The 19,332-nt window shown below is 71.4% G+C and carries 19 protein-coding genes; 10 read left to right on the top strand and 9 right to left on the bottom strand.

All coding sequences use genetic code 11. The features are described from left to right. The first annotated feature begins 16 nt into the window (after positions 1-16). Positions 17-382 (top strand): PH domain-containing protein, encoded by a 366-nt coding sequence (locus ACFW47_RS10210; RefSeq protein WP_386279980.1) that lies wholly within the window; start codon positions 17-19, stop codon positions 380-382. 106 nt (positions 383-488) lie between these two features. Here ACFW47_RS10210 and aspS read toward each other — a convergent pair whose 3' ends face one another. Then, the gene (aspS, locus tag ACFW47_RS10205) at positions 489-2,252 is read right to left on the bottom strand and encodes an aspartate--tRNA ligase (protein WP_386279982.1); all 1,764 of its coding nucleotides are present in this window, start codon (positions 2,250-2,252) and stop codon (positions 489-491) included. A 161-nt stretch (positions 2,253-2,413) separates the two neighbouring features. On the opposite strand from aspS, the gene ACFW47_RS10200 reads away from it, so the two are divergent. Further along, positions 2,414-4,579: a SpoIIE family protein phosphatase gene (locus tag ACFW47_RS10200; RefSeq protein WP_386305458.1), complete on the top strand. Its 2,166-nt coding sequence runs from the start codon at positions 2,414-2,416 to the stop codon at positions 4,577-4,579. On the opposite strand, the gene ACFW47_RS10195 is transcribed toward ACFW47_RS10200, so the two are convergent. The 3 genes from ACFW47_RS10195 to ACFW47_RS10185 all read right to left on the bottom strand — a co-directional run bounded on the left by ACFW47_RS10195 (position 4,510) and on the right by ACFW47_RS10185 (position 7,255). Then, positions 4,510-5,595 carry an AI-2E family transporter gene (locus ACFW47_RS10195; protein ID WP_386305456.1) on the bottom strand — a complete coding sequence of 362 codons (1,086 nt, stop codon included), beginning with the start codon at positions 5,593-5,595 and terminating at the stop codon, positions 4,510-4,512. The two genes, ACFW47_RS10200 and ACFW47_RS10195, sit on opposite strands and share 70 nt — an antisense overlap. Before the next feature lie 98 nt (positions 5,596-5,693). Continuing rightward, complete coding sequence (locus ACFW47_RS10190; protein WP_386279989.1) at positions 5,694-6,671, bottom strand: pirin family protein; 978 nt, start codon at positions 6,669-6,671, stop codon at positions 5,694-5,696. Positions 6,672-6,790: 119 nt separating this feature from the next. Continuing rightward, the gene (locus ACFW47_RS10185; RefSeq protein WP_386279992.1) at positions 6,791-7,255 is read right to left on the bottom strand and encodes an SseB family protein; all 465 of its coding nucleotides are present in this window, start codon (positions 7,253-7,255) and stop codon (positions 6,791-6,793) included. 162 nt (positions 7,256-7,417) lie between these two features. On the opposite strand from ACFW47_RS10185, the gene ACFW47_RS10180 reads away from it, so the two are divergent. The 4 genes from ACFW47_RS10180 (at position 7,418) to ACFW47_RS10165 (ending at position 11,590) form a co-directional block, all read left to right on the top strand. Beyond that, positions 7,418-9,244, top strand: coding sequence for an acyl-CoA dehydrogenase (locus ACFW47_RS10180; RefSeq protein WP_386279994.1), 1,827 nt, complete (start codon positions 7,418-7,420; stop codon positions 9,242-9,244). A 90-nt stretch (positions 9,245-9,334) separates the two neighbouring features. Beyond that, positions 9,335-10,633, top strand: coding sequence for a M18 family aminopeptidase (locus ACFW47_RS10175; protein WP_386279996.1), 1,299 nt, complete (start codon positions 9,335-9,337; stop codon positions 10,631-10,633). A gap of 113 nt (positions 10,634-10,746) precedes the next feature. Then, positions 10,747-10,998 (top strand): DUF6458 family protein, encoded by a 252-nt coding sequence (locus ACFW47_RS10170; protein ID WP_272586588.1) that lies wholly within the window; start codon positions 10,747-10,749, stop codon positions 10,996-10,998. A 97-nt stretch (positions 10,999-11,095) separates the two neighbouring features. Further along, positions 11,096-11,590: an LURP-one-related/scramblase family protein gene (locus tag ACFW47_RS10165; protein WP_386279999.1), complete on the top strand. Its 495-nt coding sequence runs from the start codon at positions 11,096-11,098 to the stop codon at positions 11,588-11,590. Between the two features lie 47 nt (positions 11,591-11,637). Here ACFW47_RS10165 and ACFW47_RS10160 read toward each other — a convergent pair whose 3' ends face one another. Next, positions 11,638-12,096 carry a hypothetical protein gene (locus ACFW47_RS10160; protein ID WP_386280001.1) on the bottom strand — a complete coding sequence of 153 codons (459 nt, stop codon included), beginning with the start codon at positions 12,094-12,096 and terminating at the stop codon, positions 11,638-11,640. A gap of 70 nt (positions 12,097-12,166) precedes the next feature. Further along, positions 12,167-12,964 carry a carbon-nitrogen family hydrolase gene (locus tag ACFW47_RS10155; RefSeq protein WP_386305455.1) on the bottom strand — a complete coding sequence of 266 codons (798 nt, stop codon included), beginning with the start codon at positions 12,962-12,964 and terminating at the stop codon, positions 12,167-12,169. Positions 12,965-13,146: 182 nt separating this feature from the next. Between ACFW47_RS10155 and ACFW47_RS10150 the strand changes: the two genes are divergently transcribed. After that, positions 13,147-13,971: a maleylpyruvate isomerase family mycothiol-dependent enzyme gene (locus ACFW47_RS10150; RefSeq protein ID WP_386305454.1), complete on the top strand. Its 825-nt coding sequence runs from the start codon at positions 13,147-13,149 to the stop codon at positions 13,969-13,971. Positions 13,972-14,104: 133 nt separating this feature from the next. Here the strand turns inward: ACFW47_RS10150 and ACFW47_RS10145 are convergent, their stop codons facing one another. Both ACFW47_RS10145 and ACFW47_RS10140 read right to left on the bottom strand, forming a co-directional pair. Continuing rightward, entirely contained in the window at positions 14,105-15,415 is a 1,311-nt protein-coding gene (locus ACFW47_RS10145; RefSeq protein ID WP_386280007.1) for a nitrate/nitrite transporter, read from the bottom strand. Continuing rightward, positions 15,412-16,062, bottom strand: a complete 651-nt coding sequence (locus ACFW47_RS10140; protein ID WP_100048850.1) for a GntR family transcriptional regulator — start codon at positions 16,060-16,062, stop codon at positions 15,412-15,414. The genes ACFW47_RS10145 and ACFW47_RS10140 overlap by 4 nt, the downstream gene beginning before the upstream one ends. 198 nt (positions 16,063-16,260) lie before the next feature. Between ACFW47_RS10140 and ACFW47_RS10135 the strand changes: the two genes are divergently transcribed. The 3 genes from ACFW47_RS10135 (at position 16,261) to ACFW47_RS10125 (ending at position 18,667) form a co-directional block, all read left to right on the top strand. Next, positions 16,261-17,229 carry a D-alanyl-D-alanine carboxypeptidase family protein gene (locus tag ACFW47_RS10135; RefSeq protein WP_386280010.1) on the top strand — a complete coding sequence of 323 codons (969 nt, stop codon included), beginning with the start codon at positions 16,261-16,263 and terminating at the stop codon, positions 17,227-17,229. A 104-nt stretch (positions 17,230-17,333) separates the two neighbouring features. Further along, positions 17,334-17,681: a GntR family transcriptional regulator gene (locus tag ACFW47_RS10130; RefSeq protein WP_100048851.1), complete on the top strand. Its 348-nt coding sequence runs from the start codon at positions 17,334-17,336 to the stop codon at positions 17,679-17,681. Next, positions 17,678-18,667 (top strand): DUF1648 domain-containing protein, encoded by a 990-nt coding sequence (locus ACFW47_RS10125; RefSeq protein ID WP_386305452.1) that lies wholly within the window; start codon positions 17,678-17,680, stop codon positions 18,665-18,667. Before ACFW47_RS10130 ends, ACFW47_RS10125 begins: the two co-directional genes overlap by 4 nt. 48 nt (positions 18,668-18,715) lie before the next feature. On the opposite strand, the gene ACFW47_RS10120 is transcribed toward ACFW47_RS10125, so the two are convergent. Next, on the bottom strand, positions 18,716-19,324 hold the full coding sequence (locus tag ACFW47_RS10120; protein WP_386305451.1) for a hypothetical protein: 609 nt from the start codon (positions 19,322-19,324) through the stop codon (positions 18,716-18,718). Between the last annotated feature and the right edge of the window lie 8 nt (positions 19,325-19,332).

Genomic DNA, 19,332 nt, shown 5'->3' with positions numbered 1-19,332 from the left:
CGTGGGGGGATCGTCCATGGCACTCTTCGGCAACGCGCACACCGTCAATCCGGCCAAGGCCCAGCAGGACTACGCCCGGCTCCTGGGCCACGGCGAGCAGATCCACGCCGCCTACCTGCTGATCCGCGACACCATCCTGTTCACCGACCGGCGCCTCATCCTGGTCGACAAGCAGGGCATCACCGGCAAGAAGACCGAGTACCACTCCGTCCCGTACCGCAGCATCACGCACTTCTCGGTCGAGACGGCCGGCCACTTCGACCTCGACGCCGAGCTGAAGATCTGGCTCTCCGGCACCCCGGCCCCGATCGAGAAGACCTTCACCAAGGGCGTCGACATCTACGAGGTCCAGGCGATCCTGACCCAGTTCGTGGCGCGGTAGGACTTCGGAGGGCCGCACAGCCGGGAACGCTCTCGGCCGGCCTCGACGAAGGGCCCGGCACCGGAGATCGATCCGGTGCCGGGCCCCTGCGCGTGCCGTGGGCGGACTACTTCGGCTGCGGCTTGCGCACCGTCAGGTGCAGTTCCCTCAGCCGGGACTCGTCCAGCTCGGTCGGTGCGCCCATCATCAGGTCCTGGGCGTTGCCGTTGAGCGGGAAGGCGATGGTCTCGCGGATGTTGGGCTCGTCGGCCAGCAGCATGACGATGCGGTCGACGCCCGGGGCGATGCCACCGTGCGGCGGGGCGCCGAAGCGGAGCGCGCGCAGCATGCCGGCGAACTCGCTCTCGACGGTTTCCGCGTCGTAGCCCGCGATCTCGAAGGCCTTGAGCATGATGTCCGGCTCGTGGTTCCGGATGGCGCCGGAGGACAGCTCGACGCCGTTGCAGACGATGTCGTACTGCCAGGCGAGGATGTCCAGCGGGTCCTGGTTCTCCAGGGCGTCCATGCCGCCCTGGGGCATCGAGAAGGGGTTGTGGGAGAAGTCGATCTTCCCCGTCTCCTCGTCCTTCTCGTACATCGGGAAGTCGACGATCCAGCAGAACCGGAAGACGTTCTCCTCGAAGTGCCCGGCGCGCCGGGCGGCCTCGACCCGCACCGCGCCCATGATCTTCGAGACCTCGTCGAACTCGCCCGCGCCGAAGAACACCGCGTGGCCGGGGGCCAGGGAGAGCCGCTTGGTCAGCTCCGCGACGTTCTCCTCCGTCAGGAACTTCGCGATCGGGCCGGACAGCGTGCCGTCCTCGCCCACGCGGACCCAGGCCAGGCCCTTCGCGCCCTGCGAGACGGCGTAGTCGCCGAGCTGGTCGAAGAACTTGCGGGGCTGGGAGGAGACGTCCGGCACGGGCAGCGCGCGCACGTGCTTGCCGGCGAAGGCCTTGAACTCCGAGCCCTCGAAGATGTCGGTGATGTCGACGAGCTCCAGCTTGGCGCGCAGGTCCGGCTTGTCGGAGCCGTACTTCAGCATCGCCTCGCGGAACGGGATGCGCGGGAAGGGGGAGGTGACCTCACGGCCGCCGCCGAACTCCGTGAACAGCTCGGTCATCAGCTGCTCGATCGGGCGGAAGACGTCCTCCTGCTCCACGAAGCTCATCTCGACGTCGAGCTGGTAGAACTCGCCCGGCGAGCGGTCGGCGCGGGCGTCCTCGTCGCGGAAGCAGGGCGCGATCTGGAAGTACCGGTCGAAGCCGGAGATCATCAGCAGCTGCTTGAACTGCTGCGGCGCCTGCGGCAGGGCGTAGAAGCGGCCCGCGTGCAGGCGGGAGGGGACCACGAAGTCGCGGGCGCCCTCGGGGGAGGTGGCGGTGAGGATGGGCGTCGCCATCTCGTTGAAGCCCAGGGTCACCATCTTGTGCCGGATGGCGGAGATGACCGCCGTGCGCAGCATGATGTTGCGGTGCATGCGCTCGCGGCGCAGGTCCAGGAAGCGGTACTCCAGGCGCCGCTCCTCGTTGACCCCGTCCTCGGTGTTGATGGTGAAGGGCAGCGGCTGGGCGGCGCCGAGCAGCTCGACCTCGCCCACCTCGACCTCGACCTCGCCGGTCGGCAGGTCGGGGTTGATGTTGTCGGCGCCGCGGGAGACGACCTTGCCGTCGACCCGAACGGTCGACTCCTTGGTCAGCTTGTCGAGCGCCTCGTACGCCGCCGTGCCCGGCCGGGCGACCAGCTGCGTGATGCCGTAGTGATCGCGCAGATCGATGAAGAGGATGCCGCCCAGGTCGCGCCGATTGTGCAGCCAGCCACTCAGCCGGACGTCGGTGCCGACGTCAGAGGAGCGGAGCTCGCCGCAGGTGTGGGACCTGTACCGATGCATCGTCGTTCATCCAGCCTTCGCGGATCGGGAGTGGTGTTTCACGTGAAACGACCCCAGCGTTGAAACAACCCCAGCGTACCGGGCGGCCGCCCCTGCCATCCTCCCCATTGGCTCCGGGCGAGCGGTGGCAGCGTGCGAACACATCTTCTTAAAGTGGGGCAATGCGCACTGATGAGCCCCTGCCCGAGGTGGGGGACGTCCTTGCCGCTCTCGCGACCGGTCTGTGGCACTGGAACACGGCCACCGGCGAGGTCACGGTCGACGCGGAGGCGGCCCGGCTGCTCGGGCTGCCCGCCGAGCGCGCCCGGCTCACCGAGGCCCAGGTACGGTCCCGGCTGCACCCCGTGGACTGGAACGAGATCACCGGAGTGGTCCAGCTCGCCGTCGCCGAGGGCACCCTCGCCGAGGTCCGCATCAGGATCATGGACGAGCAGGGCCACATGGTCCGGGTCGTGCGCAGCCGCTCCAAGCCGACGTTCGACCCCGTGCACAAGACGTACGAGCTGACCGGCACCCTCCAGGAGGTCGCCGAGCCCACACCGGGCACGCCCGCCGGACGCAGCGCGGTGACCGGCGAGTGGCGCCGCTCGCGTGAGGCGTTCCTGCTGGACGCGGGCCGGGCACTGGCCGAGGCCCGGTCCACCACCGAGGTACTGCGGGTCGCGGCGGGCCTGTCGATGCCGGGGTTCTCCCCGGACGGCCTCGCGGTCTTCGGCGTCTCGGGCGACCGTCTGACGGTCATCGGCCACCACGGACAGCCGCAGAACGACATGAACCCGTTCGTGAACATGCCGCTGGACACGGACTACCCGGCCGCCGAGGTGGTCCGCACCGGCCGTGCCGTCTACCTGTCCTCGCCCGAGCAGTACCGGACCCGCTACCCCCTCACCTGGCCGCTCGCCGAGCGCTACGGCCGCCGCTCCTGGGCCTTCCTGCCGCTGACGGTGGCGGGCCGCCCGATGGGCGCGTGGATGGCCGCCTTCGCCTACCCGGTGGCGTTCACGCCGGACGAGCGCTCGGTGCTGACGACCGTGGCGCGGATGCTGGCGCAGGCCCTGTCCCGGGCGAGTGCCGCCGAGACCCAGCGCGAACTGACCGACGGACTGCAGCGCAGCATGCTGCCCGTGCTCGGCCCGGAGATCCCCGGCATGGGCCTCGCCGCCCGCTACGTCCCCACCGGCGGCGGCCTCCAGGTCGGCGGCGACTGGTACGACATGATCCCGCTGCCCGCGGGGCGCTTCGCCCTGGTCATCGGCGACGTCCAGGGACACGACGTACGCGCGGCCGGCCTCATGGGCCAACTGCGGATCGCGCTGCGCGCCTACGCCGCCGAGGGGCACCGTCCCGACGCGGTGCTCGCCCGCGCCTCCCACTTCCTGCACGGCCTCACCTCGTCCGACGAGGACCCCGGCGACACGCGCTTCGCGACCTGCTACTACGCCGAGGTCGACCCGGCGACCGGCACCGTGGAGAGCGCCCGCGCCGGCCATCTCGACCCCGTCGTCCGGATGGCCGACGGAACGGCACTGATCCGCGCCACCGCGGGTGGGCTGCCGCTGGGCATCGACCCGGACTCCGACTATCCGACCACCCGGCTGGCCCTGGAGCCCGGGGACACCCTGATGCTGTGCACGGACGGCCTGGTCGAGACCGGCGGCCACGACCTGCACTCCGGCTGGGACCGCCTCCGCGTCATCCTGGAGCAGCACGACGGCGACCTCGAGGAGCTGGCCGACGCGCTGGTCCAGGCCGTGCACGGGCCCTCCTCGCACCACACCACCGGCCCGCTCGCCGACCGGCGGGAGGACGACATCGCCCTGCTCCTGCTGTGCCGGCAGGGCAAGGGATGCGGCTGCGGCGACAGTCCGGTCATCCGGACGCCGGTGCGCCGCACGATGCTGACGGTCGCCCAGGCCGAGCCGGAGCGGATCGCCACCGCCCGGGAGCACCTGCGCGACCTCCTGCACGACTGGCCCAGCGAGGACCAGCTCGACGCCTCGGTGCTGCTGCTCTCCGAGATGCTGACGAACGTCCTGGTGCACACCGACGCCGACGCCCTGCTGGTCGCAGAGGTCACCGGGGAGCCGGGCGAGCGCCGCATCCGGGTCGAGGTCACCGACAGCGGCGACGACCTGCCGCACAAGCGCCGCCCGGGGGAGATGGCCTCCTCGGGGCGCGGCCTGATGCTGGTCGAGATGCTCGCCGACGAGTGGGGTGTCGCCCCGCGCGGCGACGGCAAGAGCATCTGGTACGAGGTCTACGAGTCCACGGCCCCGGAAGCCGGCCTCGGCGGCGGCGGCCCCGACGGAGGCCCGGACGCCGCGTAACGCCCCTGGAGCTCATGCACGATCCCGAACGCCGCCGCGGTCAGGGGAACGGCGAGCAGCATCCCCAGGATGCCCGCCACCGACGCCCCCGCCGTGAGCGCCAGCAGCACGATCGCCGGATGCATCTGCACGGTCCGGCTCTGGATCATCGGCTGGAGCACGTGTCCCTCCAGCACCTGCACGGCCAGCACCACCCCGAGGGCCCACAGCGCGATGGCGAATCCCCGGTCGGCCAGCGCGACCAGCACCGCCACCGCACCGGAGATGAAGGCGCCCAGGTAGGGGATGTAGGCGCCGACGAAGACCAGCGCCCCGAGCCCGACCGCGCCGGGCACCCGCAGGATCAGCAGGCCCACCGTGATGCAGAAGGCGTCGATCAGGGCGATGAGGGTGGTGCCGCGCATGAAGCCCTCGACCGCCCCGAAGGCCCGCCGGGCCATCGCCTCGGCCATGTCGGCCCCGGCGCGCGGGGCGAGGTGGCGCACCGTGGAGACGGCGCGGTCGGAGTCGCGCAGGAAGAAGAAGACGAGCAGCAGGGCGAGCACGGCCATGGCCAGCATCTCGCCGACGACGCTGATCCCGGTGACCACCCCGGAGGCGGCGGTGCCGCCGAACTTACCCAGCAGCTCGCGCGCGTTGGACGCCATGTCCTCCAGCGAGGTCCCGGCCGCCCCGAAGTGGTCGGCGATGTCCCGCGCCGCGTTCCGCAGCGAGGCGATGATCTGGTCGCCGGTCTCGATGAGCGCGGACACCACGATGTACACGGCCCCGCCGACCACGGCCACGACGGCGACGCAGGTGAGCCCGGCCGCCAGCGACCGCTGCACGTGCGCCTTGACCAGCCACCGGTGCAGCGGCCGGAGCAGTGCGGTGCCGAGCAGCGCGAGCAGCGCTGGCGTCACCGCGGTGCGGAACTCGACGCAGAGCCGGATCGCGACGTAGACGACACCGCTGGCGAGGAGGATGACGGCGCACCAGGCGGCGAATCGACGCACCGGGGCGGGAAGCGAGTGCACGCTCCCAGCCGATCACGCACCGGACGGGCTGTCCTGCGCGGACGGCCCGCCCGGGTGACGGATCACCGGCTCCGTAGGAGCCTGCCCCTCGGTCGGCGTCAGGCCTCCGGGCCCGCCTCCGACATGCCGTGCACGGCCGGGACGGTGCCGAGGCGGCCCTTCTGGAAGTCCTCGAAGGCCTGCATCAGCTCGTCCTTGGTGTTCATGACGAACGGGCCGTAGTGGGCCATGGGCTCCCGGATCGGACGCCCGCCCAGCAGCACGACCTCCAGGTCCGGCGTGTGCGAGTCCTGCTTGTCGTCCGCGCGGACGGTCAGCGAGCCTCCGGAGCCGAAGACCGCCGTCTGCCCCAGGTGGATCGGACGCCGCTCGGCGCCCACCGACCCGCGCCCGGCCATCACGTACGCGAGGCCGTTGAAGTCCTCCCGCCACGGCAGGGTGACCTCGGCGCCCGGCGCGAGCGTCGCGTGGACCATCGTGATCGGGGTGTGCGTGATGCCGGGGCCCTCGTGGCCGTCCAGCTCACCGGCGATGACCCGCAGCAGCGCGCCGCCGTCGGGGGAGGTGAGCAGCTGGACGCTGCCGCTGCGGATGTCCTGGTAGCGGGGGGCCATCATCTTGTCCTTGGCCGGCAGGTTCACCCACAGCTGGAGCCCGTGGAAGAGCCCGCCGGACATGACCAGCTGCTCCGGCGGCGCCTCGATGTGCAGCAGGCCGGAGCCCGCCGTCATCCACTGGGTGTCGCCGTTGGTGATGGTGCCGCCACCGCCGTTGGAGTCCTGGTGGTCGAAGATGCCGTCGATGATGTAGGTGACGGTCTCGAAGCCGCGGTGCGGGTGCCAGGGGGTGCCCTTCGGCTCCCCGGGCGCGTACTCCACCTCACCCATCTGGTCCATCATGATGAACGGGTCGAGGTGGCGGTAGTTGATTCCGGCGAACGCGCGGCGAACCGGGAAGCCCTCGCCCTCGAAACCGCTGGGCGCGGTCGTGACGGTGAGCACGGGACGCGCGACGGCGTCGGCGGACGCGGTTACGCGGGGCAGCGTCAACGGGTTCTCGACGGTCACGGCAGGCATGTCGACCTCCTCGGGCGGCGTGCGCCCCACTTTAGTTGAGCATTGAACTTCTTGCCACCCAGAACCGAGAAAGCCCGGAGGGCATTCCCTCCGGGCTCGCACAGCGTCATTGACGACGCCTAGCCGTACATCCGGCGCATCGCGAAGTCCACCATCTGCTCCACAGCCTTCGCGTCGAACACCATCCGGTGCTCGCCCTCCATGTCCAGCACGAAGCCGTAGCCGGTCGGCAGGAGGTCGATCACCTCGGCACCCGTGATCACGAAGTACTTGGACTCCTTGCCCGCGTACCGGCGCAGCTCCTTGAGGCCGGTGAACATCGGGATCACCGGCTGCTGGGTGTTGTGCAGCGCGAGGAAGCCGGGGTTGTCGCCGCGCGGGCAGTAGACCTTCGAGGTGGCGAAGATCTGCTGGAAGTCCTCGGCGGACATCTGACCGGTGGTGAAGGCGCGCACCGCGTCCGCGAGCGAGGGCGGGGACGGCTCGGGGTACAGCGGCGGCTGCTGCCCGTAGCCACCGGACATCGGCTGCTGCGGCGGGGCGTACTGCTGCTGTTGGCCGGCGGTCTGGTCGTAGCCGTACATGCCGCAAAGAGTAGCGAGTGCCGCGTCACAGATGACCGGCTCGGGGTTGCTTCTTATTACCGACGGGTAGCATCATCGTAGCCACTGCTTGGTACGCGCAGTCGGTATGTGTACAGATGCGAGGATTCAGTGCCTCGCCGATCTCTCAACGGAGCCGTCGCCATGGGGCACTACAAGCCGAATCTCCGGGACATCGAGTTCAACCTCTTCGAGGTGCTCGGCCGCGACAAGGTCTACGGCAGCGGCCCGTTCGCGGAGATGGACACGGACACCGCCAAGAGCGTCCTGGAGGAGCTGACCCGCCTCTCGGAGAACGAGCTGGCCGAGTCCTTCGCCGACGCCGACCGCAACCCGCCGGTCTTCGACCCCGAGACGAACACCGCGCCGGTCCCGGCGTCCTTCAAGAAGAGCTACCAGGCCTTCATGGACTCCGAGTACTGGCGCCTGGGCCTGCCCGAGGAGATCGGCGGCACCACCTCGCCCCGCTCCCTCATCTGGGCCTACGCGGAGCTGATCCTCGGCGCCAACCCGGCCGTGTGGATGTACTCCTCCGGCCCGGCGTTCGCCGGCATCCTCTTCGAGGAGGGCAACGAGGTCCAGAAGCACATCGCCTCGATCGCCGTCGAGAAGCAGTGGGGCTCCACCATGGTCCTCACCGAGCCGGACGCCGGCTCGGACGTGGGCGCCGGCCGCACCAAGGCGGTCCAGCAGGAGGACGGCTCCTGGCACATCGAGGGCGTGAAGCGCTTCATCACGTCCGGCGAGCACGACATGTCGGAGAACATCCTCCACTACGTCCTCGCCCGCCCCGAGGGCGCCGGTCCCGGCACCAAGGGCCTGTCGCTCTTCCTCGTCCCGAAGTACGAGTTCGACTTCGAGACCGGCGAGCTGGGCGAGCGCAACGGCGTCTACGCCACCAACGTCGAGCACAAGATGGGCCTGAAGGCCTCCAACACCTGCGAGATGACGTTCGGCGACCGCCACCCCGCCAAGGGCTGGCTGATCGGCGACAAGCACGACGGCATCCGCCAGATGTTCCGCATCATCGAGTTCGCCCGGATGATGGTCGGCACGAAGGCGATCTCCACCCTCTCCACGGGCTACCTCAACGCCCTGGAGTACGCCAAGGAGCGCGTCCAGGGCCCCGACCTGGCCAACTTCATGGACAAGTCGGCCCCCAAGGTCACCATCACGCACCACCCGGACGTCCGCCGCTCGCTCATGACGCAGAAGGCGTACGCCGAGGGCATGCGTGCGCTGGTGATGTACACCGCCTCGGTCCAGGACGAGATCCAGATCAAGGAGGCCAACGGCGAGGACGCCGCCACCGAGCACGCCCTCAACGACCTGCTCCTGCCGATCGTCAAGGGCTACGGTTCGGAGAAGGCCTACGAGCAGCTCGCCCAGTCGCTGCAGACCTTCGGCGGCTCCGGGTTCCTCCAGGAGTACCCGATCGAGCAGTACATCCGCGACGCCAAGATCGACACCCTCTACGAGGGCACGACCGCGATCCAGGGCCAGGACTACTTCTTCCGGAAGATCGTCCGCAACCAGGGCGCCGCGCTGAACTCGCTCGCCGAGGACATCAAGAAGTTCCTCGCCCTCGGCACCGGCGGCGAGGAGCTGTCCGGCGCCCGTGAGCACCTGGCCAAGGCCGCCGTCGAGCTGGAGGCCATCGTCGGCCTGATGCTGACCGACCTCGCGGCCACCGAGCAGGACGTCAAGAACATCTACAAGGTCGGGCTGAACACCACGCGCCTCCTCCTGGCCTCCGGTGACGTGATCGTCGGCTACCTGCTCCTCAAGGGCGCCGCCGTCGCCGCCGAGAAGCTGCCGACCGCGTCCGCCAAGGACAAGGCCTTCTACACCGGCAAGATCGCCGCGGCGAAGTTCTTCGCGGCCAACGTGCTGCCCGGCCTCACCCTGGCCCGCAAGGTCGCCCAGGGCGTCGAGCTGGACCTGATGGAGCTGGACGAGGCCGCGTTCTAGGCCCCGCCCTCCACGGACTCCACACACCGGTACGAGGGCCCGCTCCCGCTCCACGGGAAGCGGGCCCTCACACGTCGTTAAGGTGAACCCATGAGCGCAGCAGCCCGCTTCGACCGCGGCCACACCGACGACCTGATGTCCTTCCTGGCGGCGAGCCCCACGCCGTACCACGCCGTGGCGAACGCCGCCGAGCGGCTGGAGAAGGCCGGCTTCCGGCAGGTCGCGGAGACGGACGCCTGGGAGGGCACCGCGGGCGGCAAGTACGTGCTGCGCGGCGGCGCGATCGTGGCCTGGTACGTCCCCGAGGGCGCCGAGCCGCACACCCCCTTCCGCATCGTCGGCGCCCACACCGACTCCCCCAACCTGCGTGTGAAGCCCCGCCCCGACACCGGTGCGCACGGCTGGCGCCAGGTCGCCGTGGAGATCTACGGCGGACCGCTGATGAACTCCTGGCTCGACCGCGACCTGGGCCTGGCCGGCCGCCTCACCCTGCGCGACGGCTCGACCCGCCTGGTGAACGTCGACCGCCCGCTGCTCCGCGTCCCCCAACTCGCCATCCACATGGACCGCAACGTCTCCGCGGAGGGACTCAAGCTCGACAAGCAGCGCCACCTCCAGCCGGTCTGGGGCCTCGGCGACCCGGTCGGCGACGGCGACCTGATCGCCTTCCTGGAGGAGGAGACCGGTCTCGCCCGCGGCGAGGTCACCGGCTGGGACCTGATGACCCACTCCGTGGAGCCCCCGGCGTACCTGGGCCGTGACAAGGAGCTGGTGGCCGGCCCGCGCATGGACAACCTCCTGTCCGTGCACGCCGGTACGGCCGCCCTGGCCGCGGTCGCGTCCTCCGGCGCGGATCTGTCGTACATCCCCGTGCTGGCCGCCTTCGACCACGAGGAGACCGGCTCCCAGTCGGACACGGGCGCCGACGGCCCGCTGCTCGGCAGCGTCCTGGAGCGCTCGGTGTTCGCGCGCGGCGGCACGTACGAGGACCGCGCCCGCGCCTTCGCCGGGACGGTCTGCCTGTCCTCCGACACGGGCCACGCCGTCCACCCCAACTACGCGGAACGGCACGACCCGACGCACCACCCGCGCGTCAACGGCGGCCCCATCCTCAAGGTCAACGTCAACAACCGCTACGCCACCGACGGTTCGGGACGCGCGGTGTTCGCCGCCGCCTGCGAGAAGGCGGACGTGCCCTTCCAGACCTTCGTCTCCAACAACGCCATGCCCTGCGGCACCACCATCGGCCCGATCACCGCGGCCCGGCACGGCATCAGCACCGTCGACATCGGCGCGGCGATCCTCTCGATGCACAGCGCACGGGAGTTGTGCGGCGCCGAGGACCCGTACCTGCTGGCCAACGCGCTGGTGGCGTTCCTGAGGCCGTAGGTCCGACGGGGAACGACGGCCCACGGCATGGTGGTTGAGACCCGGGGTACCCGAACGGAACCGGATCGACCGGAAACCCGGAACCGACCGGATCTGACAGGGAGGCAACACTCATGGGCCTCGGCGGGTGCATCATCCTCATCGCCGTGGGAGCCATCCTCACGTTCGCGACCGACTGGGACATGCAGGGTGTCAACCTCGACCTGGTCGGTGTCATCCTCATGGCCGTCGGCCTGATCGGGGTAGCGACGTTCAGCAGCATCGCCCGACGCCGCCGCGTCGTGATGCCGCCGACGACCCCGGTCGTCGAGGACCGGCCCCACCACCACACGCGGGACGGGTACAGCGACGGTTACGGCGCCTGAGCCCTTCCGGGGGCGTGTCCGGGCCGCCGGGTCGTCCTGTCGGCCTATCGGCCTATCGGCCGCGTCCGCGGACGCCCGGCGGGGAAGCGATCACGCCATGAGATTCCTCGTGTACGACCGGCTCCTCGGCTTCGGTGACGACTACTGGATCGAGGACGACAGCGGCAACAAGGTGTTCCTGGTCGACGGCAAGGCCATGCGGCTGCGGGACACCTGGGAGCTGAAGGACGCCCAGGGGCGGGTCCTCGTCGACATCCACCAGAAGATGCTCGCCCTGCGGGACACGATGGTGATCGAGCGGGACGGCGAGCCGCTGGCGCGCATCAAGCGCAAACGGCTGTCGCTCCTGCGCAACCACTACCGGGTCTCCCTGGCCGACGGCAACGAGCTGGACGTCAGCGGCAAGATCCTCGACCGGGAGTTCGCCGTCGAGTACGACGGTGAGCTGCTGGCCGTCGTCTCCCGGCGGTGGCTCACCCTCCGGGACACCTACGGTGTGGACGTCGTACGGGACGACGCCGACCCGGCGCTGCTGATCGCGCTGACGGTGTGCGTGATCCACCTCGCGGAGAAGGAGCGGGAGGAGGACTGACGGTCCGGAGTGTGGAGCGCCCCCCGGAGCGACGGCCCGGTGGGGGCTCACCCCAGGCGGCGCACGGCGCGGGTGAGAAGCAGGGGCACGGCCAGGTGGTGCACAGGCGCGGCCAGGGACCACAGCGCCCGGCCGGCCCGGCGCTCGTAGCGCGCGTACGTCGCCCAGAGCAGCCGCGTGTCGTCGAGGGTGACGACGTTGCGGACGGTCAGGGAGGGCGCGCGGGCCTCCAGGGCGATCCGGTCCGGCCCGGCCTCCACCCTGCGCCACCCCACCACGTGCCGCGCCGAGGAGCGCGGTCCCAGCCGCAGACCCAGCACGCCCGCCCAGCCCGTCCGGAACAGCTCGCGCAGCGCCACCGGGACGTCCTCGAAGCTGGCGCGCACCCACTCCTCCGGCGTCAGCCGGGGCAGTCCGGCGGCCGGGAGCTCGAACGCCGTCGCGAAGGGGAAGCCGTCGGGGTCCACCCGGACACGGCGCACGGCAGGGGTACAGGTCGGTGCCATGCGCGGCATTCTAGGCGGAACGGGTGACCGCACGGCCACAGTGCGTTATCCCCAGCGTGCTCGGTGCCCGCTAACGGCTCGGAGCCTCCAGCCCCAGCACCCGGTCCTTCAGCGCCGGGAACTGCTCCCGGGTCCGCGCCACCTTCGCCGGGTCGAACTCCACCGTGAGGACCTCCTCCTCCGCGCCGGCCCGCGCCAGCACCTCGCCCCAGGGATCGACCACGACCGAGTGACCGGCCTGCGGGACCCCGGCGTGCGCCCCGGCCGTTCCGCAGGCGAGGACGAAGGCCTGGTTCTCCACCGCGCGCGCCTGCGCCAGCAGCGTCCAGTGGGACCGGCGGCGCTCCGGCCAGCCCGCCGGGACGACGAGGGTCTCGGCACCGGCGTCGACCAGGCCGCGGAAGAGTTCGGGGAAACGGAGGTCGTAGCAGGTGGCCACGCCGAGGGTCGTCTCCGGCAGACGGACCGTCACCAGCTCGCGCCCCGCCCCCATCAGCACGGCCTCGCCCTTGTCGAAGCCGAAGCGGTGGATCTTGCGGTAGGCGGCGGCCAGGTCGCCGGCGGGGGAGAAGACGAGGGAGGTGTTGTAGAGCGTCCCGTCCGGGTCCCGTTCCGGCACGGAGCCCGCGTGCAGCCACACGCCCGCGTCGCTCGCCGCCTTCGCCATCGCCTCGTACGTCGGGCCCTGGAGCGGCTCGGCCGCCGTGCCGAACTCCTCGAAGGCGAAGGCCCCCGTGGTCCACAGCTCCGGCAGCACGACCAGGTCGGCGGCGCCCGCCCGATCCCGTACCAGAGACGCCGCGCGCCGTCGACGCGCTTCCACCGATTCGCCCTCGTTCACGGCGATTTGGATCAAAGAGGCGCGCACACTACCACCGTCCTGGCATTCGAGCCGTCCACACGGGCCTACGATCGTCACACGAAAGCACTGCCGGGGTGCCGCACAGCAGCGTAACTTAGCGTCTCAAGACGCCCGCCGACCGCAGCCACCTCCCACTGGCACCGACGCCACCACCTGCCCGTGTACCGACCGCCGAGGGGTCCCGTTCCGTGAGTCTGCATCCCACCCTCCAGCCCTACGCCGACGCCTGGACTCACTCCATCGAGGCGATATCCGAGCTGGTCCAGCCGCTTGTGGAAGCAGAGTGGAACCGTCGCACGCCCTGCCCGGCCTGGTCGGTGCGCGATGTCGTCTCCCACGTGATGGGCCTGGACTCCGAGATGCTGGGCGACCCGCGCCCCATCCACACCCTCCCGCGCGACCTCTTCCACGTCACCAACGACCACCAGCGCTACATGGAGATGCAGGTCGACGTCCGCCGTCACCACACGGCGCCGGAGATGACGTCCGAGCTCGAGTACATGATCATCCGGCGCAACCGCCAGCTGCGGAACGAGTCGCGGGACCCCGGCACGAAGGTGCGGGGCCCCCTCGGCACCGAGCTGACCCTCGAGGAGGCCATGCGCCGGCACGCCTTCGACGTGTGGGTGCACGAGCAGGACCTGCGTACGGCCCTCGGCCGCCCCGGCAACCTGGACTCCCCGGGCGCGCACGTCACCCGTGACGTGCTGCTCGCCGAACTGCCGGCCGTCGTCGCCGAGCGCGCGGACGCGCCGCGCAGCTCCGCCGTCGTCTTCGACGTCCACGGGCCGGTCGAGTTCCTGCGCACCATCCGCGTCGACATCCAGGGCCGCGGCACCCTGGAATCGTCCCCCGCCCTCGGCCCCGCCGCGAGCCTCACCCTCGACTGGGAGACGTACGTCCGCCTGGCCTGCGGCCGCGTGACGCCGGAAGCGGCGGCGGACCGCGTCAAGACGGAGGGCGACCCCGATCTGACGGCGGCGATCCTGCGGAACTTCACGGTCACGCCGTGACGCTGGTGAGTGATTCCGGCCCGCTCGGGGGCGCCCCCTCCGGGGGAGCTTGAGGACGAGGCCGTCCAGGCCGAAGCGGGGGCCCGGGGGCGGCAGCCAGCTCCCACCCCCGGCCCGCACCCACCCCGGGCACCTACACGGGAACGTGCACCGTCTCCACCCGGCTCGCGACCAGCCGCTCCCGCTCCCTGCGCGCCGCCCGCTTCCGCAACCGCAGGATCTGCGACAGGCCCACCGCCTGCAGCACGAACACCGACGAGAACGCGACGGCGTAGTCGTCCCCGGTCGCGTCCAGCAGCACGCCCACCGCGAACAGCGTCGTCATCGACGCCACGAAGCCGCCCATGTTCGTGATCCCGGACGCCGTCCCCTGCCGCTCCGGCGGGTTCGCCGGCCGGGCGAAGTCGAAGCCGATCATCGACGCCGGCCCGCACGCCCCCAGCACCGTGCACAGCACGACCAGCAGCCACATCGGCGCCCGGTCGGCCGGGTAGGCGAGCGTCGCCGCCCACAGGGCCGCCGTCGCGCCCACCGTGCCGAGCGCCAGCGGCAGCCGCGCCGCGTGGTGCCGGGCGATGACCTGGCCGTAGACCAGGCCGACCGCCATGTTGGACAGGACGACGAGGGTGAGCAGTCCGCTCGCCGTTTCCCTCGTCAGCCCCTGCGCCTCCACCAGGAAGGGCATGCCCCACAGCAGCAGGAACACCATCGCCGGGAACTGGGTGGTGAAGTGCACCCACAGCCCGAGCCGCGTCCCGGGTTCGCGCCAGGACGTGGCGATCTGGCGTCGTACGTACGCGGCGCCCTGGTGCGGCATAGGCTCCGGCTCGTGCCCGTCGGGGTGGTCCTTGAGGAAGAGCAGGAGCAGGACCAGTACCACGACACCGGCAAGCGCGCTGCCCGCGAACGCGGCCGTCCATCCGATGCCGTGCAGCAGCCGGGCCAGGACGAGGGTGGAGACCAGGTTGCCCGCCATGCCGACCAGTCCGGCGAGCTGGGCGACCATCGGCCCGCGCCGGGCCGGGAACCAGCGGCTGCCCAGCCGCAGCACGCTGATGAAGGTCATCGCGTCCCCGCAGCCCAGCAGCGCCCGCGAGGCGAGCGCCATCCCGTACGACGGGGAGAAGGCGAAGCCCAGCTGCCCGACCGTGAACAGCACCACGCCGAGGCCGAGCACCTTCTTGGTGCCCAGCCGGTCGACGAGCAGGCCGACGGGTATCTGCATGCCGGCGTAGACCAGCAGCTGGAGGATGGAGAAGGTGGACAGCGCCGAGGCGTTGACGTGGAAGCGGTCTGCGGCGTCGAGGCCGGCCACGCCCAGGGACGTGCGGAAGATGACGGCGACGAAGTAGACGGCGACGCCGATGCCCCAGACGGCGATCGCGCGCCGGCCGCCCGGAGGATCCCCGGGCAGGGCCTTGCCGGCCGACGTGGCCGAACTCATCGGACCTCCCCCCGGGCCAGGTGCGAGAACCAGCCCACGTGCCGGTGGACCACGCCGACCGCCGCGTCCGCGTCCCCGGAGCGCAGCGCGTCGAGGATCTCCTCGTGCTCGGCGAGGGTCTTGGCGATCCGGTCGGGATGGGAGTGCATGACGGCGACGCCCATGCGCAGCTGGCGGTCGCGGAGCTGGTCGTAGAGGCGGGAGAGGATCTCGTTGCCGCCGCTGCGGACGATCTCGGCGTGGAAGCAGCGGTCGGTGACGGAGGCGGCGGCGAAGTCACCGGCGGCGGCCTGCTCCTTCTGCCGGGCGAGCAGTTCCTCCAGGCGCTCCACCAGGCCGGGCGGGGCGGGTACGGCCTTGCGCGCCGCGTGCTCCTCGACCAGCAGCCGGGTCTCCACCACGTCGGCGATCTCCTGGGCGGAGACGGGCAGCACCAGCGCGCCCTTCTTCGGGTAGAGCCGGATCAGCCCCTCGACCTCCAGCCGCAGCAGCGCCTCGCGCACCGGCGTGCGGGACACGCCCACCGCTTCGGCGAGCTCGCCCTCGGTGAGCAGGGTTCCGCCCTCGTAGCGGCGCTCCAGGACGCCCTGCTTGACGTGGGTGTAGACGCGGTCCGCCGCTGGGGGCTGCTTCACTGCCGTGGTCATGCCGACAGGATAGATACAACAGGGACACAAGAAGGACCCCGTCCACCATGCGGACGCCCGGCCACCCGCAGGAGGGACCCGGCGGCCACGCCCTGCCGCGGCACGGCCGTCCGTGCTATTCACATGTCACACGGGCGCGGCCGGACCCGTACCGCCCACAACTCGGCGGCGCTCCAGGGGAATTGCGTTCAAGCATTCATGACAATCGGGGTACTCGACTTGATAAACGTCATTCCGGGCGCTCGCCTGCGCAGAGCCACGGCCGTCGCCCTGACCAGCGGCGCCCTGCTCGCGACCGGCGCCCTCGCCACCACGCCCGCGCAGGCCGCACCCGTCCGGGAGACGTCCGCGCGGGCGCCGCTCGCGCCCGCCGCCGCCACACCGTCGATCGTCGCCAAGGGCGGCTTCGTGATGAACGACGCGAGCGGCAGGGCGCTCTACACCAAGGCCGCGGACACCAAGCGCGCCACCGGCTCCACGACCAAGATCATGACCGCCAAGGTGGTGCTCGCGCAGCCCAGGCTGAACCTGGACGCCAAGGTCACGATCCAGATGGCGTACAGCGACTACATCGTCTCGAAGAACGCGTCCTCCGCCCGCCTCATCGTCGGCGACAAGGTGACGGTCCGGCAGCTGCTGTACGGGCTGATGCTGCCGTCGGGCTGCGACGCGGCGTACGCCCTCGCCGACCGGTTCGGCTCGGGGAAGACGCGCGCGGCCCGCGTGAAGTCGTTCATCAACAAGATGAACGCGGAGGCGAAGAAGCTGGGCCTGAAGAACACCCGCTTCGACTCGTTCGACGGCATCGGCAACGGCGGCAACTACTCCACGCCGCGCGACCTGACGAAACTGGCGAGCAGCGCACTGAAGAACTCCACCTTCCGCACGATCGTGAAGACGAAGAAGTACACCGCCAGGACGGTCACCAGGAAGGGCGGCACCCGCACGATGGCGCCCTGGGTCAACACCAACACGCTGCTGGGCAGTTACAGCGGCGCGATCGGCGTGAAGACCGGCTCGGGGCCCGAGGCCAAGTACTGCCTGGTCTTCGCCGCGACCCGGAAGGGGAAGACCGTCATCGGCACGGTGCTGACCTCCTCGTCGTCGGCACAGCGCGCCAAGGACGCCACGAAGCTGATGGACTACGGCTTCGCCAGGCTGAGCTGAGCCGGTCCGACCGCACGAGGGGCCCGCCGCGACCGCGACGGGCCCCTTTCCCGTTCCGGCGCGCCTGTCCGTTTGGAGCTGATGGTGATAGTGTCATTAGCACCATGCTGCTGAGTCTGGACACAACCGACACCCGCCCGCTGCACGAACAGGTCGCGGGCGCCGTCCGGCGCGCCATCGCCGAGGGCGAGTGCGCTCCCGGGGACCGCCTGCCCTCCGCGCGCGACCTCTCGGCCGCGCTGGACGTCAACGTCAACACCGTGCTGCGCGCCCTGCGCGGACTGCGGGACGAGGGCCTGCTGGAGTTCCGCCGGGGCCGGGGGGTGACCGTCGCCGAGGGGGCCCGGCCGCACTCGGGCCTGCAGATCCGCGTGCGGGAGCTGGTCGCCGAGGCGGCCCGGCTGGGCTACAGCAGGACCGATCTCATCGACATGATCAGGGGGATGCCGTGAGGGACACGACGGTGGCGGTGCGGACGACGGCGGTGGTCTGGACGGTCGGTGTCACGGCCGTGCTGGCCGGGATGCCGCTCACGGTGCGGGGGCGGCTGCCCGACCCGCTGGCGACCCACTGGGGGCTGGGCGGAGGCGTGCCCGACGGGTCGATGCCCCTGTGGGCGGCGTCCCTCTTCCCGGCGCTGATCTGGCTGCTCATGGCGGGGGTGACGCTCGGCGTGCTGCTGCGCGGCCGCAACACGCCGCACCACCCGTGGACCGCCGCGACCCTGCTGCCCACCGGCATCGTGCTGGCCGGCTCTCAGGCCGCCCTCGTCCGGGCCAACCTGGACCGCGCCCACTGGCACGAGGCCCGGCAGCCGACCGCGTGGATCGTCGCGATCCTCGTCGCGGCCGTCGTCGCGGGAGTGGGCGCCTGGTTCGTCGCCACCCGGCGCACGGCGGACACCGGCGCCGCGGGTGCGCACGCCTCCGGTGTCCCGGCCCTGGACATCCCCGGCGGCCGACGGGTGGCCTGGTTCTCCCGGACCGCCAACCCCTGGCTCCGGCTGGTGGCGGCCGTGACCGGCCTCGTGGCCGTGGGAGTGCTCGTCGGCGTCGTCGGCGGCCTCGCGGACCCCGGCGGTCTGTGGGCGGCGTTCGCCGGCTGCGCCGTCGCGTCCCTGTCCTGCGCCCTGTTCTCCTCGGTGCAGGCGCGGGTCTCGGAGCGGGGCCTGGAGGTGTCCTTCGGCCCGCTCGGCTGGCCCGCGCGGCGCTGGGCGCCCGGCGACATCGAGGCGGCCCGCGCCGAGGTCCGCTCTCCCGCCCAGGTGGGCGGCTGGGGCTACCGCGTCAGCGGTCTGGGCACCACGGTGATGCTGCGCGCCGGTGAGTGCCTGGTGATACGGCCCCGGGGGCGCCGCACGGACTTCGCGGTGAGCGTCGACGACGCGGAGCGGGGCGCGGCCCTGCTCAACGCGGTGCGCGCGGGCCGGGCTTCCTGAGACCGGCGGTCAGCCGGTGACGCGGGACGACGGGGCCGGGCCGGCCGGTCACAGGGACTCCGCCCGCTCCCTGAGCGCCCGCACGAACGCGTCCGGCCGGTCGGCGGACACGTAGACGGTGTCGACGGTGACGGCGTCACCGGTGCCGAGATCCATCGGCACCGGCGGGTCGAGGTGCAGCCGGACACTGGTCGTGCCGCCGAGTGAGCAGGCGACGGCGGCCGGCTCGGCCGGCACCCGGCGCAGGCCGCGGCCGGGGATCGTCCGCAGGGTGAGGGCCGCTGAGCGCACCGCCGTACGCGGCAGGTCGAGGCTGCCCATGAAGCCGGTGTGCAGGACGACCCGGGACGCGGTGACCGTGTGCGGATGCCGGGCGAGGGCCGCCAGGACGCCTAAGCCGGTGAGTACGAGGGCGGCTTCCAGGAGCGCGTGGAACGGCCGGGCCGTCGGCGGCAGGATGCCGGACAGCAGGAAGGCCACCGGGATCTCGGTGAGCGTCAGGGCCAGGACCGTGGCGCGCAGTTCGGAGGAGTGGTGCATCGTCGTCGTTCCCGGCTCACCGCGGGCCGGCGGGCGGCGGGTGACGGCGGCGAGGAGGGACCGGTACAGGATGTGCGCCCGGTGGCGCACGGGCGGCTTCAAGGTCACCTCGGGCACAGCTCTCC

It is taken from the genome of Streptomyces sp. NPDC058796, assembly GCF_042745235.1.
Taxonomy (GTDB): Bacteria; Actinomycetota; Actinomycetes; order Streptomycetales; family Streptomycetaceae; genus Streptomyces.
Note: the sequence above shows the minus strand (reverse complement) of the source record. Positions and strands in the feature narration are given on the sequence as shown.